Raw genomic sequence first — 14823 nt, 5'->3', positions numbered from 1 at the left:
ATCAACAGCTTATTAAGCGAACGGGTGACGCAGAACGATGGTCTCGTTGCGGTCCGGGCCCGTCGAAATAATGTCGATTGGCGCACCGATCAACTCTTCAACACGCTTGATGTAAGCGCGGGCGTTGGCCGGCAGCTCTTCCAGGGTCTTGGCGCCCACGGTCGACTCGGTCCAGCCCGGCACTTCTTCGTACACAGGCTGCAGGCCCACGTAGCTGTCCGCGTCGGTTGGGGCAACGTCCTTGCCTTGTGCATCTTTGTAGCCGATACAGATGTTGATGGTTTCCAGGCCGTCGAGTACGTCCAGCTTGGTCAGGCAGATGCCCGAGATGCTGTTCACATCGATAGCGCGACGCAGGATAACGGCGTCAAACCAGCCACAACGACGGGCACGACCAGTAGTAGCGCCGAACTCGTGACCTTGTTTGGCCAGGTGCGCACCGACGTCGTCGAACAGCTCAGTCGGGAACGGACCCGAACCTACGCGCGTGGTGTAGGCCTTGGTGATGCCGAGGATGTAGTCCAGGAACATCGGGCCGACGCCCGAACCCGTCGCAACGCCGCCAGCGGTGGTGTTGGAACTGGTGACGTACGGGTAAGTGCCGTGGTCGATGTCCAGCAACGAACCCTGGGCGCCTTCGAACATGATGTCTTTGCCAGCGCGACGCAGGTCGTGCAGCTCGGCAGTCACGTCCAGCATCAGCGGCTTGAGCAGCTCAGCGTATTCCTTGCACTCGGCCAGGGTCTTTTCAAATTCGATGGCCGGCTCTTTGTAGTAACCCACCAGCATGAAGTTGTGGTAATCCACCAGCTCACGCAGCTTGTCTTCAAAGCGCGGCATGTTGAGCAGGTCGCCCACACGCAGGCCACGACGTGCAACCTTGTCTTCGTAGGCCGGGCCGATGCCACGACCGGTCGTACCGATCTTCAGCTCGCCACGGGCCTTTTCACGGGCCTGGTCCAGCTCAACGTGGAAGGACAGGATCAGCGGGCAGGAAGGGCTGATACGCAGGCGCTCACGCACAGGTACGCCTTTCTCTTCCAGCTTGGTGATCTCGCGCAGCAGGGCGTCAGGTGCAACCACCACGCCGTTGCCGATCAGGCACTGTACGCCTTCGCGCAACACACCCGACGGGATCAGGTGCAAGACGGTTTTTTCGCCATCGATGACCAGGGTGTGGCCAGCGTTGTGGCCACCTTGGTAGCGCACTACGGCGGCAGCATGTTCGGTCAGCAGATCAACGATCTTGCCTTTGCCCTCATCACCCCATTGGGTGCCCAGGACTACGACATTCTTACCCATAACACTTGTCCTCATTCGCGCAAACTTGGTGCCGGCAGTGGCCGGCAGGAAAACTCAAGAAGCCAGTGGCGATACTTGCCAAAGCCCGTTCTGCAGAATCAATTGCCGGTCGCAGTCCGCTTCACGGGCGGCGGCCAATGGCTGCCCAGGCAAGGCCTGGACCACACGCTGACCCTCACTGCGCAACTGGCAAACCTGCTGCCAGAGTGCTGCGTCCGTACTGTCGGGCATCCAGATACCGCCAGACGGCAGCTCGACCTCAGCACGCCCCAGGGTCACCAGGGTTTTCAAATCGGTGGAAAAACCGGTCGCCGGACGGGCACGACCGAAGTCGGCGCCGATGTCGTCATAACGACCGCCCTGGGCGATGGCCTGGCCAACACCCGGGACAAACACCGCGAACACCACACCGGTGTGGTAGTGGTAGCCGCGCAACTCACCCAAATCGAAATACAACGGCAACTGCGGGAACCGCGCCGACAACTGCTCGGCAATCGCCAGCACGTCGTCCAGGGCTGCCAAAACGTCAGCCGGCGCATTCGCCAGGCGATCACGGGCGGCGGTCAATACTTCACGGCCGCCACACAGGTCCACCAGCGCACGCAGCATGCCGGCCAGGTCGGCAGGCACGCCCGCCGTCAGGGCGATCACTTCATCGATGGCCTTGCGTTGCAGGGCATCGAACAACTGTTGCTCCACTTCACCCGACAAGCCGGCCGCACGGGCCAGGCCGCGGTAGATGCCAACATGCCCGAGGTCCATGTGCACGTCCGGCACATCGGCCAGTTGCAGCATGGCCAGCATCAGGCTGATGACTTCCACGTCGCTGCTCGGGCTGGCATCGCCGTACAACTCGGCGCCCAGCTGGATCGGGCTACGGGAAGACGACAAGGCACGCGGTTGAGCATGCAGCACGCTGCCGGCGTAGCACAGGCGGCTTGGCCCTTCGCGACGCAGGGTGTGCGCATCAATGCGCGCCACTTGCGGCGTGATGTCGGCACGAAAGCCCATTTGCCGGCCCGATTGCGGGTCGATGACCTTGAAGGTGCGCAGATCCAGGTCCTGGCCCGCGCCGGTCAGCAGGGATTCCAGGTACTCGATATGGGGGGTCACGACAAACTCGTAACCCCAGCTCTGGAACAGATCCAACACCTGGCGGCGCGCGATTTCAATGCGCGCAGCTTCTGGTGGCAGTACTTCTTCGATGCCATCTGGCAGCAGCCAGCGGTCTACCGTTGCCATTACGCCATTCCCCTATGATCCGGGCGGCCAGCCCTCGGGCGAGCCTTGAGTGAAGCAGAAAATACCCGGCCCCTGCATAAACCACGCGCAAGAGCGACGTGACGAACGACCAACAATCGGCCTCGTCGGGCACTTTCCTCGAAAAACCTGTGGCGTCTGCGGCGCAAAACCACAATCAAACATGCAGACGCAAAAAAGCCGGGAATTTCCCGGCTGCCGCATCATACACCCGTTTTCTGAAAGGATCACCCCGCCCGGCATTTTAGCCGCCCGACGGAGTGATTATCAGACTACATGGGGGTTACTTGGACTTTTCCAGGTAGCGGAAGAAATCGCTACTTGGGTCCAGCACCATGACGTCGGTTTTGTTCGCGAAGCTTTCACGGTAGGCACGCAGGCTACGGTAGAACGCGTAGAACTCCTGGTCCTGGCCGTACGCCTTGGCGTAGATCGAAGCGGCTTGAGCATCACCATCACCACGGGCCTCTTCAGACTCGCGATAGGCTTCAGCCAACAGTACGCGACGCTGACGGTCCGCATCCGCACGGATCCCCTCTGCCAGCTCGTTACCCTTGGCGCGGTGCTCACGAGCCTCGCGCTCACGCTCGGTGCTCATACGCTCGAACACGCTGCGGTTCACTTCCTTCGGAAGGTCGATGGCCTTGACCCGAACATCGATGACTTCGATGCCCAGCTCTTTTTCCGCCATCGCGTTCAACGAACGCGTGATGTCAGCCATCAGCGCGTCACGTTCACCGGATACCACCTCGTGCAGGGTGCGCTTACCAAACTGGTCACGCAGGCCCGATTCCAGACGGCGCGACAAACGCTCGTCAGCAATCTGCTTGAGGCCGGAAGTCGCGGTGTAGAAGCGCTCGGCATCCTTGACGCGCCACTTGGCGTAGGCGTCAACCATCACAGCTTTCTTTTCCAGGGTCAGGAAGCGTTGTGTCGGTGCATCCAGGGTCATCAGGCGGCCGTCGAACTTGCGCACCTGGTTGACGTAGGGGACTTTCACATGCAGGCCCGGCTGGACATCCGCCTGAACCACGCGACCGAATTGCAGCAACACCGCGCGCTCGGTCTGAGACACGATATAGAAGCAGTTCCAGGCAGCGATGACCACGACGACGCCCACAATCAGGGCGGTCAGCGATTTATTGCTCATCAACGACTCTCCCTGGTACGTGTTTGCTGTTGCAGCAAGTCAGCGGCCGCACGGGCACTGGCTTCATTGGCAGCAGCATTGGAACCGGTGGACGGTGCGCTGGTGCCGCTACGACCACCTTCGATCATCTTGTCCAGCGGCAGGTACAGCAGATTGTTCTGCCCGCCCTTGCTGCCGGTCACGAGAACCTTGCTGGTGTTGCTGAAGACTTCCTGCATGGTGTCCAGGTACAGACGCTCACGGGTGACTTCCGGTGCCTTGCGGTACTCGGCCACCAGCTTGGTGAAGCGGTCTGCCTCACCCTTGGCGCGGGAAACCACTTCGTCGCGGTAACCGTTGGCATCTTCAAGGATGCGCTGGGCCTGACCACGGGCTTCCGGCACGACGCCGTTGGCGTAGGTTTCAGCCTGGTTGCGCGAACGCTGCTCGTCTTCACGGGCGCGGATCACGTCATCGAAGGCTTCCTGCACTTCACGCGGTGCCGCTGCGCTCTGTACGTTGACCTGGGTCACGGTGATACCGGTGCGATAGGTGTCGAGGAACCGTTGCAGGCGCTCCTTGATTTCGCTGGCCATCAATTCACGACCTTCGGTCAGCACCTGGTCCATTGCGGTGGAACCCACCACGTGGCGCAGGGCGCTTTCAGTCGCATGTTGCAGGCTGATTTCCGGCTGATCGACGTTCAGCACGAAGTCCTGCAGGTTGCTGATCTTGTACTGCACGGTCAGCGGCACTTCGACGATGTTTTCGTCTTCGGTCAGCATCTGGCCCTGCTTGGTGTAGGCACGCTCACGCGTGACGTTCTCCATGTACTTTTTATCGATCGGCGGGAAGTAGATGTTCAGGCCCGGGCCAACGGTCTCGTAGTACTTGCCGAAGCGCAGCACCACGGCTTGCTCCTGCTCGTCCACGACATAGACCGCGCTGTACAGCCAAACAGCCGCCAGCACGACGAGGCCGATGCCGAGCAGGCCGTAACCACCGCCCTTGCTCGTACGACCGCCTTCGTCACCACCACGTTTTTTCCCACCACCGAACAACCCATTCAGGCTTTCCTGCAGCTTTCGGAAGGCCTCGTCGAGATCTGGTGGCCCCTTGCGGTCGCCATTATTGCGGCGTTTACCACCCCAAGGATCCTGATTATTCGAGTTGCCACCCGGCTCATTCCAAGCCATAGCGCTCTCCATCTGATAAAGCAAAGACGCACCCACGGCGCGCCGACCAATGCTACAGAATGCCTGTCACAGCGGCACAACCGCTTTCTCAGGCTTTTATTGCAAAGTGTGTTGTTCGATGAACTCCGTTGGCACAACGCCTTCACGGCTGACCAGCCGATTCAGCTCCGAGCGCGGCAATCGAACGGCCAGCAAGCTGACGCCTTCTTCGTCGTGTTCTTCTTTCTGTACCGCGCCCAGCTCGAAAAACTGTGCACGCAGTCGAGCAAAACGCTGAGGCAAGCGCAAGGTGCCGACAAACAAATCGCTGCCCAACAACTCGGCAATGGCCTGTTCAAGCAATTCCAGGCCACTGCCATCACGCGCCGACAGCCAGACCCGCTGGGGCTTGCCGTTCTCGTCGCGCTGGATTTGTGGCTCAACGCCTTCAAGCAAATCGAGTTTGTTATAGACCTCGAGGATCGGCAAGTCCTGGGCACCAATCTCGCCCAGCACCACCATGACCTGTTCAATCTGCAACATGCGATCCGGTTCGGCCGCATCGATCACGTGCAACAGCAGGTCGGAATTGCTCGACTCTTCGAGCGTAGACCGAAATGCCTCGACCAGCTTGTGGGGCAGGTGACGAATGAAACCCACGGTATCGGCCAGGACAATCGGCCCCAGGTCGTCCAGTTCCAGACGGCGCAAGGTCGGGTCGAGGGTCGCAAACAGTTGGTCGGCCGCGTACACGTCCGATTTCGTCACGTTGTTGAAGAGCGTGGATTTGCCGGCGTTGGTATAGCCCACCAGGGAAACGGTAGGGATATCCGCACGCATGCGGCCACGGCGCGATTGTTCGCGCTGGCTGCGCACCTTTTCCAGGCGGCCCTTGATCTGTCGCAGGCGCACCCGCAGCAGACGCCGGTCGGTTTCCAGCTGGGTTTCACCCGGGCCGCGCATGCCGATACCGCCACCCTGACGCTCAAGGTGAGTCCAGCCACGAACCAGCCGGGTGCTCATGTGGTCAAGCTGGGCCAGTTCTACCTGGAGCTTGCCTTCATGGGTACGGGCGCGTTGGGCAAAAATATCGAGAATCAGACCCGTGCGGTCGATCACGCGACACTCGAAGACACGTTCGAGGTTACGTTCCTGACTGGGCGTGAGGATGTGATTGAAAATCACCAGATCGGCCTTCTCGGCATGAACCAGGTCGCGCAATTCCTCGACCTTGCCGCTGCCAATCAGGAATTTGGCGGTTGGCCGATGACGCGGCACGTTAAAAAACGCGACGGTCTCGGCGCCGGCCGAATTTGCCAACTCCTGAAACTCCTGCGGATCTTCGCGCGCCTCAGGGTCCTGTCCATCCAAGTGAACGAGGATTACTCGCTCACCACCACCGTGGCGCTCAAAGAACAAAGGAGACTCCTATCAGGCGTTACCCGGTGCAGGCTCGGCGTCACCCTGTTCTTCGGTTGCGCTAGGCAGACGAATTGGACGAACCGGCACTACGGTCGAGATAGCATGCTTGTAAACCATTTGGCTTACGGTGTTTTTCAGCAGGATCACGAACTGGTCGAACGACTCGATCGTACCTTGCAGTTTGATACCGTTGACCAGATAGATGGAAACCCCAACTTTCTCTTTACGTAAAGTATTCAAGTAAGGGTCTTGTAGCGAATGCCCTTTTGACATGTGCCGCACTCCTTTAAGGATCAATAATAAAAAATCGGAAAATAGATAGCTTATGGCCGTCACACCCCCAAGGATAGACGGCAATTGCAAGGACTCAGCTCAATATGGAGACCGTTCCCAAGTATTTCAAGGCGCGTGACAGATTGTCGCAATCCAGACTGTCCAGCCAGTGCAAATCAGTCCAGCTGCGCAGCCATGTGAACTGGCGCTTCGCCAATTGGCGCGTGGCAATGATGCCGCGCTCCTGCATTTCGGCTGACGTCAGCTTGCCATCCAGATGATCCCAGACTTGGCGGTAGCCTACAGCACGTATCGAAGGCAGCCCGGGATGCAGGTCACCTCTTGAACGCAGTGCTACGACCTCGTCCACAAACCCCTGTTCCAACATAATTGTGAATCTTTGTGCAATTCGTTCGTGCAGCACCTGGCGATCCGCCGGAGCGATGGCCAGATTCGCCACAGTATAGGGCAATTGTGACTGTCCCGAAGCGCCTGCTTCAGTACTTTGCGCAGTTTGTTTCAGCCTGTGTTCAGTCATGGTCTGGCCACTGACCCGCCAGACTTCCAGGGCCCGTGTCAGGCGCTGGGGGTCATTGGGGTGAATCCGCGCGGCGGAAACTGGATCCACAACTGCCAGCTGGTCGTGCAACGCTTGCCAGCCAAGGCGTGCAGCCTCTTCTTCAAGTTCGGCGCGCACTTGCGGGTCAGCCGGCGGCATGTCGGCCAAGCCTTCCTGCAACGCCTTGTAGTAGAGCATCGTGCCGCCCACCAGCAGCGGAATCTTGCCCCGCGCGGTGATATCGGCCATGGCCGCCAGGGCATCGGTGCGAAAATCCGCCGCCGAATAGCTCTCGCTGGGATCGATAATGTCGATCAACCGGTGCGGATACTGGGCCAACAGCTCTTTTGAAGGTTTGGCGGTGCCGATGTCCATGTCCCGGTAAACCAGTGCAGAGTCGACACTGATCAGCTCGCACGGCAAGACCTTGGTCAGCTCGATGGCCAGGTCGGTCTTGCCGGCGGCCGTCGGGCCCATCAGGAAAATGGCGGGGGGCAAGGCACTCATCAACGGCCGCGCAAGAACAGTTTGTCCAGGTCGTCCAGGCCCATTTGGGTCCAGGTCGGTCGGCCATGGTTGCACTGGCCGCTGCGTTCGGTGTTTTCCATGTCCCGCAGCAGGCCATTCATTTCCGGCAGGGCCAGGCGGCGGTTGGCGCGGATGGCGCCGTGGCAGGCCATGGTGCCGAGCAGTTCGTTGATGTGCGCCTGGATGCGATCGCTGGTGCCATATTCCATCAGGTCCGCCAGCACGTCGGCCACCAGCCGGTTGGCCTCGGCCTGCTTGAGCAAGGCGGGAATCTGGCGGATAGCCAGGGTTTCCGGGCCCAGGCGTTGCAGTTCAAAGCCCAGTTTCTGGAACACGCTGACGTGCTCTTCGGCGCAATCCGCCTCGCGCTGGCTGACCGCCAGGGATTCCGGCACCAGCAGCGGTTGGCCGCTCAAGCCTTCGCTGGCCATGGCGATCTTCAGGCGCTCGTACATGATCCGCTCGTGAGCGGCATGCATGTCCACCAGCACCAGGCCATGGGCATTTTCAGCAAGGATGTAGATACCCTTGAGCTGGGCCAATGCGTAACCCAACGGCGGCACATCGCCCTGGCCTTCCGGCAGGGCCGCAGCACTCGACTCGGCACCGGGCAGCGGCGCAAAAAACTCGCGATAGGCTGCCTGCGCCTCGGCCACCGGCACCGCCGACTGCGGGCGCGGTGTGTATTGGTACTGATAACCGGCGCCAGCCCCTGAGCCAGGTGCGGTATAGCTCGGCTGGGCTTGCGGCGATTGCAGCAGGTTGGCTGCCAGGCTCATTTCGCCCTGAGGCCCGAACTCACCGGCTTCCGGACCCGTAGGCCGGACAATCGCCGTGACAATCGGCGCCGACAGCTGATCATCCGGGCGCACATCGCCCAAGGCGCGGTGCAAGGTGCCGTAGAGGAAGTCGTGAACCATGCGCCCGTCACGGAAGCGCACTTCGTGCTTGGTCGGGTGCACGTTGACGTCGACCACCGATGGGTCGACTTCAAAAAACAGCACAAATGTCGGGTGTCGCCCGTTGAACAGCACGTCGCGATACGCCTGGCGCACCGCGTGGGCCACCAGTTTGTCGCGCACCGCACGGCCATTCACAAAGAAATACTGCAAGTCAGCCTGGCTGCGGGAGAAAGTCGGCAACCCCACCCAACCCCACAGGCGCAAGCCATTGCGCTCAATCTCGATCGGCAGTGCCTGCTCCAGGAACCCGCCGCCGCAGATAGCCGAGACCCGCCGCGCACGGGCCGCATCATCATGGGCCTCGTGCAGGCTGAGGATGGTCTTGCCGTTGTGACGCAGATGAAAAGCCACATCAAAGCGGGCCAGCGCCAGGCGCTTGATGACTTCTTGCAGGTGATCGAATTCGGTTTTTTCGGCCTTGAGGAATTTACGCCGTGCCGGGGTGTTGAAGAACAGGTCGCGCACTTCCACCGAAGTGCCTACCGGGTGCGCAGCCGGCTGGACCCGGGGCGCCATGTCGCGGCCTTCGGTTTCCACCTGCCAAGCCTGATCGGCGTCGCGGGTGCGAGACGTCAGGGTCAGGCGGGCCACGGAGCTGATGGACGCCAGGGCCTCACCGCGAAACCCGAGGCTCATCACCCGCTCCAGGTCTTCCAGGTCACGAATCTTGCTGGTGGCGTGACGGGCCAGGGCCAGCGGCAGATCGTCGGAGGAGATCCCGCTGCCGTCGTCACGTACCCGCAGCAGCTTGACGCCGCCCTGCTCCACATCGACATCGATGCGCTTGGCGCCGGAGTCGATGCTGTTTTCCAGCAACTCCTTGATCACCGAAGCCGGCCGCTCGACCACCTCGCCCGCCGCAATCTGGTTCGCCAGGCGCGGGCTTAGCAGTTCAATGCGCGAGGTGTTGCTCAAGACTGTTTCGCTCATTATTGCGCCGCCAGTTCAGTGCCAGGGATGGTCAACACCTGGCCGACCTTCAGTTCATCGGTCTTCAGGTTGTTGGCACTGCGCAAGGTCGCCGCAGACACCTGGAAGCGCACCGCCAGCATCGCCAGGGTGTCGCCGGGCTGGACACGATGGTCACGCGGGCCCTGGGCGATCTTGCCGGAGTCACGCAGCCAGGCGATATAAGTGCCCGGCGGCGGGTTCTGCTGGAAGAACTGGCGAACACCGGCGCTGATGGACCGCGCCAGCGCCTGCTGGTGGCTGGCGGAGGCTAGTTTCGAGGCTTCATTGGAGTTGGAGATAAACCCGGTTTCCACCAGGATCGACGGAATATCCGGCGACTTGAGCACCATAAACCCGGCCTGCTCCACCCGCTGTTTGTGCAGCGAGGTGACACGGCCAATGTTGCTCAGGACTTTCTGCCCGACGTTCAGGCTGGAGGTCAGCGAGGCAGTCATCGACAGGTCGAGCAATACGCCAGCGAGCATCTTGTCCTTGTCATCAAGGGACACGTTGCCGGCCCCGCCGATCAAGTCGGAACGGTTTTCACTGTCCGCCAGCCAACGGGCGGTCTCGGACGTAGCGCCGCGGTCAGACAGGGCAAACACCGAGGCACCAAACGCAGCCGCCGAAGGCGCGGCGTCGGCGTGGATCGAGACGAACAGGTCGGCGCCCTTCTTGCGGGCGATTTCGGTACGGCCACGCAGCGGGATGAAGTAGTCACCGGTACGGGTCAACTCCGCGCGATAGCCTTTCATGCCATTGATCTGGCGCTGCAGTTCGCGGGCGATGGCCAGTACCACGTCTTTTTCATGCTGGCCGCGCGAACCGGAGGCGCCCGGGTCTTCCCCGCCGTGACCGGCATCGATAACCACGATAATGTCGCGTTTGCCCGCCGGTGCAGGTGGCGGCGGCGGCAATTTGACCTGGGGTTGCGACTGGGTGACCGGCACCGCCGGTATCGTCGCGACGCTTGGGGTTGGCGCAGGCGGCGGCGCAGCATCGGCGGCGTTGTCGAACAGGTCGACCACCAGCCGGTTGCCATATTGCGCGTTAGGCGCCAGTACAAAACTTTTCGGGGTTACGGCCTTTTTCAGGTCGATGACCACTCGCAGGTCGGTCGGCGTACGTTGAGCCGAGCGCATCGCGGTAATCGGGGTATTGGCCATGGCGACTTTCAAAGGCGCGGCGAGGGTCGCACCGTTGATATCAATCACCAGGCGATCGGGCGCCGTGAGGGTGAAGACGCTGTGCTGAACCGGGCCAGACAGGTCGAATACCAGTCGCGTGTTATCCGGTGCCCGCCACAGGCGAACACTTTTCACCTGTGAGGCCGCCAGTGCATTGAAAGTCATTGCCGCAAGCAACACCCCTACGACAGTAACCAACGCGCGAAAGCGCATACCTAACCCCATCAATTATTTGAATTCCAATGCCAAAGCGGCGCACCACGACTCGCCGCGCGCGCTCTGGGACAACAACTTCAGCTGACGTCCTTGCTTATGCGGGGTAATGGTAATGGTCAGGTCCGGCTTTGGCAAAAAGCCTGTGCCTTTATCTGGCCACTCGATCAGGCACAACGCGTCTTCATCGAAGTAATCGCGGATGCCCATGTATTCCAACTCTTCCGGGTCCACCAGCCGATACAGATCGAAATGGAAGGCCCGCACCGAGCCAATCTCGTAGGGCTCCACCAGGGTAAACGTAGGACTCTTCACAGCACCTTCATGCCCCAACCCGCGAATGATGCCCCGGGACAAGGTGGTTTTTCCGGCGCCCAAATCACCCTCCAGAAAGATCAGGCCCGAGCCTTGCGTCGCCTTGGCAATACGATTGCCAAGCGCGACCATGGCGTCTTCATCGGCCAGGAAAAGAATTACTTCAGACACGGTGATTGCTCCTCCAGCAACTGACGAATGGCGGGAATCAGGTCGCTGGCGGCCAGCCCGCGACCGAAGGTGCCCTGCCGGTCGCCGGCAGTGGCATGTAACCAGACGGCCAGGCAGGCGGCATCAAATGCCGACATGCCTTGGGCCAGTAAAGCACCGACCAGGCCAGCCAACACGTCACCCAGGCCAGCGGTTGCCATGGCCGGATGGCCCTGATCACAGCGGGCAACGTGACCGTCCGGGCGGGCGATCAAACTGCCGGCGCCCTTGAGGATCGCCACCGCATTGAATTTCTGGCTCAACGCGCGGGCCACGTTAAGGCGATCGGCCTGAACCTCGGCTGTCGAAATCCCCATCAAACGAGCCGCTTCGCCAGGATGCGGGGTGATCACGCAATTGTCGGGCAGGCTGACCTTGCCCGCGGCCAGCAGGTTCAAGGCATCGGCGTCCCAGACTTGCGGCTGCGTGGCATTGGCCGCCACCGACAACAGGCTTTTGCCCCAGGAAGCCTCGCCCAGGCCCGGACCGATGACGATCACGGAAATCTTTTCCAGCAGGCCCATCAATTGATTGGCCGAGTGCACGCCTAGCGTCATCACCTCCGGCAACCGGGCCAGCGCCGCCGCTACGTGCTCGCTGCGGGTCGCCAGGGAAACCATGCCGGCACCACTGCGCAGGGCGCTTTCGGCGCTGAGCAAGGCCGCGCCGCCAAAACCCCGGTCGCCACCGATCAGCAATACATGGCCGAACTGGCCTTTATGGGCGTCCGGGGAACGCGCAGCGAGTTGCGGCAATTGGCCGGGCAACAGGTGCTGAACGTCGGGTATTTCGTGTTTTGTCTGCGGCATGCGTCTTCAAGCTCCGATGTCTGGCAGAATTATACGCATCTAACCTGCGGTTTCTCTTGTTCATGCCTGCTATTACCTACGACCTGCCCGCCCTCGCCCAATCGATCAAAGACTGGGGCCGCGAGCTGGGCTTTCAACAAGTGGGCATCAGCGGCCTCGACCTCGCCGAGCATGAACAGCACCTGCAACGCTGGCTCGACGCCGGCTACCACGGCGAAATGGACTACATGGGCGCCCACGGCAGCAAGCGCTCACACCCGGAAGAGCTGGTGCCCGGCACCTTGCGCGTGGTGTCCCTGCGCATGGATTACCTGCCCGGCGACACACAAATGGCCCAACTGCTGGCCAAACCCGAAAAAGCCTACATCTCCCGTTATGCCCTGGGCCGCGACTACCACAAGCTGATCCGCAAACGCGTGCAGCAACTGGCCGACCGGATTCAGGCGCAGATCGGCCCGTTCGGCTTTCGTGCCTTTGTCGACAGCGCCCCAGTGCTGGAAAAAGCCATCGCCGAAAAAGCCGGGCTGGGCTGGATCGGCAAGAACACCCTGGTACTCAATCGCAAGGCCGGCAGCTACTTTTTCCTCAGCGAGTTGTTTGTCGACCTGCCGCTGCCGGTCGACCCACCCCACGCCACCGAACACTGTGGCCGCTGCACCGCCTGCCTGGACAGCTGTCCTACCAACGCTTTCGTAGGGCCTTACGTACTGGACGCCCGGCGCTGCATTTCCTACCTGACCATCGAACTGAAAAGCGCGATTCCGGAGGAGCTGCGCCCACTGATCGGTAACCGGGTATTCGGCTGCGATGACTGTCAGATCGTTTGCCCGTGGAATCGTTTCGCCCGGCCTACCGCCGAAAGCGATTTCAAGCCCCGGCACAATCTGGATAACGCCGAGCTGGCCGAATTATTCATGTGGGACGAGGACAAGTTCCTCAGCAGCACCGAAGGCTCGCCGCTACGCCGCGCCGGTTATGAGCGCTGGCTGCGCAACCTGGCCGTGGGCCTGGGCAACGCGCCGTCGAGCATTCCGGTGCTGGAAGCGTTGAAGGCGCGCCGGGAGTATCCGTCGGAGCTGGTGCGCGAACACGTGGAGTGGGCTCTGAACCAGCACGCTGAGCGTCAGTGCACGTCGTCGTTGTAGACGAACTTGGGCATTTCCCAGTGAAAGCGGATCGCCAACAGGCGCAGTAGAAAGCCGCTGAACAGTGTCAGCAGGATGGATTGCTCGCTGGGCAGTTCAAGGTAGAGGCACAGCATGTAGAACCAGGCGGCGAGGAACGACACGCTGGCGTACAGCTCGCGGCGGAAGATCAGCGGGATATCGTTGCAGAAGATGTCTCGCAGGATGCCGCCGAACACCCCGGTGATCACACCACTGACCGACGCCACCAGCATGCCGTGGCCCATTTCCAGGGCGGTCATGCAACCAATCAAGGTAAAGGCCACCAGGCCCACGGCGTCCAGCGCGAGGAACAGCGAGCGCAGGTGGCGCATCAATGGCGCGATGAAGATCGTCACCAGGGCCGCGATGGAGGTCAGCACCAGGTATTCCGGGTGCTTGACCCAGGTCAGCGGGTAGTGGCCGAGCAACACGTCACGCACCGAACCGCCGCCCAGCGCCGTCACGCAGGCGATCAGCACCACACCAAACCAATCCATCCCACGCCGCCCGGCGGACAAGGCGCCAGTCATGGCTTCGGCGGTGATGGCGATGAGGTAGAGCATCAACAGCATGATGGCGATCCTTGCAAAGTTGTGGCGAGGGGGCTTGTCTGTGGTGAGGGGGCTTGCCCCCCGTTGGGCTGCGAAGCAGCCCCTTTTAAGGCGACGGAGTTTTTCAGGTAGACCGGGATGTCAGATTTCAGGGCCGCTTCGCAGCCCAACGGGGGACAAGCCCCCTCGCCACAGACAAGCCCCCTCGCCACACAAGCCCGCTCAGATAAGGCATTACCGTTTTAGAACTTAATGAAATGCTTGCGGTAATGCTGCAGCTCGGCGATCGATTCGCGAATATCGTCCAGCGCCAGGTGGGTGCTGCCCTTGTGGAAGCTGTCTTTGACTTCGGGCGCCCAGCGTGCGGCCAGCTCTTTCAAGGTCGACACATCCAGGTTGCGGTAGTGGAAGTAGCTTTCCAGCGCCTTCATGTGGGTATAAAGAAAGCGGCGGTCCTGGCAAATGCTGTTGCCGCAGATCGGCGACTTGCCCTTGGGCACCCACTTTTCCAGGAAGGCGATGGTTTCAGCTTCAGCCTCGGCCATGCTCACGCGGCTGTCACGCACGCGCTGGGTCAGGCCCGAGTTGCCGTGGGTGCGGGTGTTCCACTCGTCCATGGTGGCCAGCACCGCGTCGCTGTGGTGAATGGCGATCACCGGACCTTCGGCCAAGGTGTTGAGGTTGCTGTCGGTGACAATGGTGGCCATCTCGATGATGACGTCGGTGTCAGGGTTCAGACCGGTCATTTCCAGATCGATCCAAATCAGGTTCTGTGGGTTTTGCATGTCGTGGTTCCTTGGCACCTTGGCGT

14 protein-coding genes are annotated in these 14823 nt (G+C 61.0%); 1 reads left to right on the top strand and 13 read right to left on the bottom strand.

Translation table 11 applies throughout. The features are described from left to right. Positions 1-12 precede the first annotated feature (12 nt). From MUM_RS0121240 to MUM_RS0121190, 11 genes are all read right to left on the bottom strand, one after another. On the bottom strand, positions 13-1302 hold the full coding sequence (locus MUM_RS0121240) for an adenylosuccinate synthase (RefSeq protein ID WP_010173802.1): 1290 nt from the start codon (positions 1300-1302) through the stop codon (positions 13-15). A gap of 54 nt (positions 1303-1356) precedes the next feature. Next, positions 1357-2544 carry an ATP phosphoribosyltransferase regulatory subunit gene (locus MUM_RS0121235; protein ID WP_010173801.1) on the bottom strand — a complete coding sequence of 396 codons (1188 nt, stop codon included), beginning with the start codon at positions 2542-2544 and terminating at the stop codon, positions 1357-1359. Between the two features lie 301 nt (positions 2545-2845). Next, the gene (hflC, locus tag MUM_RS0121230) at positions 2846-3712 is read right to left on the bottom strand and encodes a protease modulator HflC (protein WP_003217510.1); all 867 of its coding nucleotides are present in this window, start codon (positions 3710-3712) and stop codon (positions 2846-2848) included. Then, positions 3712-4887: an FtsH protease activity modulator HflK gene (gene hflK, locus MUM_RS0121225; RefSeq protein WP_010173799.1), complete on the bottom strand. Its 1176-nt coding sequence runs from the start codon at positions 4885-4887 to the stop codon at positions 3712-3714. Before hflK ends, hflC begins: the two co-directional genes overlap by 1 nt. 96 nt (positions 4888-4983) lie before the next feature. Continuing rightward, positions 4984-6285 carry a ribosome rescue GTPase HflX gene (gene hflX / locus MUM_RS0121220; RefSeq protein ID WP_003217514.1) on the bottom strand — a complete coding sequence of 434 codons (1302 nt, stop codon included), beginning with the start codon at positions 6283-6285 and terminating at the stop codon, positions 4984-4986. 12 nt (positions 6286-6297) lie between these two features. Then, entirely contained in the window at positions 6298-6561 is a 264-nt protein-coding gene (gene hfq / locus MUM_RS0121215; RefSeq protein WP_003217515.1) for an RNA chaperone Hfq, read from the bottom strand. Between the two features lie 94 nt (positions 6562-6655). Continuing rightward, entirely contained in the window at positions 6656-7627 is a 972-nt protein-coding gene (gene miaA / locus MUM_RS0121210) for a tRNA (adenosine(37)-N6)-dimethylallyltransferase MiaA (RefSeq protein ID WP_010173796.1), read from the bottom strand. Further along, positions 7627-9525 carry a DNA mismatch repair endonuclease MutL gene (gene mutL / locus MUM_RS0121205; RefSeq protein ID WP_010173794.1) on the bottom strand — a complete coding sequence of 633 codons (1899 nt, stop codon included), beginning with the start codon at positions 9523-9525 and terminating at the stop codon, positions 7627-7629. The genes miaA and mutL overlap by 1 nt, the downstream gene beginning before the upstream one ends. A gap of 14 nt (positions 9526-9539) precedes the next feature. Continuing rightward, complete coding sequence (locus MUM_RS0121200; RefSeq protein WP_201126014.1) at positions 9540-10973, bottom strand: N-acetylmuramoyl-L-alanine amidase; 1434 nt, start codon at positions 10971-10973, stop codon at positions 9540-9542. A gap of 3 nt (positions 10974-10976) precedes the next feature. Beyond that, positions 10977-11447 carry a tRNA (adenosine(37)-N6)-threonylcarbamoyltransferase complex ATPase subunit type 1 TsaE gene (gene tsaE / locus MUM_RS0121195; protein ID WP_010173790.1) on the bottom strand — a complete coding sequence of 157 codons (471 nt, stop codon included), beginning with the start codon at positions 11445-11447 and terminating at the stop codon, positions 10977-10979. After that, positions 11435-12295: an NAD(P)H-hydrate dehydratase gene (locus tag MUM_RS0121190; RefSeq protein WP_010173788.1), complete on the bottom strand. Its 861-nt coding sequence runs from the start codon at positions 12293-12295 to the stop codon at positions 11435-11437. The genes tsaE and MUM_RS0121190 overlap by 13 nt, the downstream gene beginning before the upstream one ends. 62 nt (positions 12296-12357) lie before the next feature. On the opposite strand from MUM_RS0121190, the gene queG reads away from it, so the two are divergent. Continuing rightward, the gene (queG, locus tag MUM_RS0121185; RefSeq protein ID WP_010173786.1) at positions 12358-13440 is read left to right on the top strand and encodes a tRNA epoxyqueuosine(34) reductase QueG; all 1083 of its coding nucleotides are present in this window, start codon (positions 12358-12360) and stop codon (positions 13438-13440) included. Here queG and MUM_RS0121180 read toward each other — a convergent pair. Continuing rightward, entirely contained in the window at positions 13419-14036 is a 618-nt protein-coding gene (locus MUM_RS0121180; protein WP_176159752.1) for a trimeric intracellular cation channel family protein, read from the bottom strand. The two genes, queG and MUM_RS0121180, sit on opposite strands and share 22 nt — an antisense overlap. A gap of 218 nt (positions 14037-14254) precedes the next feature. Continuing rightward, on the bottom strand, positions 14255-14797 hold the full coding sequence (gene orn, locus MUM_RS0121175) for an oligoribonuclease (protein ID WP_003217529.1): 543 nt from the start codon (positions 14795-14797) through the stop codon (positions 14255-14257). Positions 14798-14823 lie beyond the last annotated feature (26 nt).

This window comes from Pseudomonas sp. PAMC 25886, from assembly GCF_000242655.1.
Classification (GTDB): Bacteria; Pseudomonadota; Gammaproteobacteria; order Pseudomonadales; family Pseudomonadaceae; genus Aquipseudomonas.
This window is presented reverse-complemented; position numbering and strand designations above follow the sequence as displayed.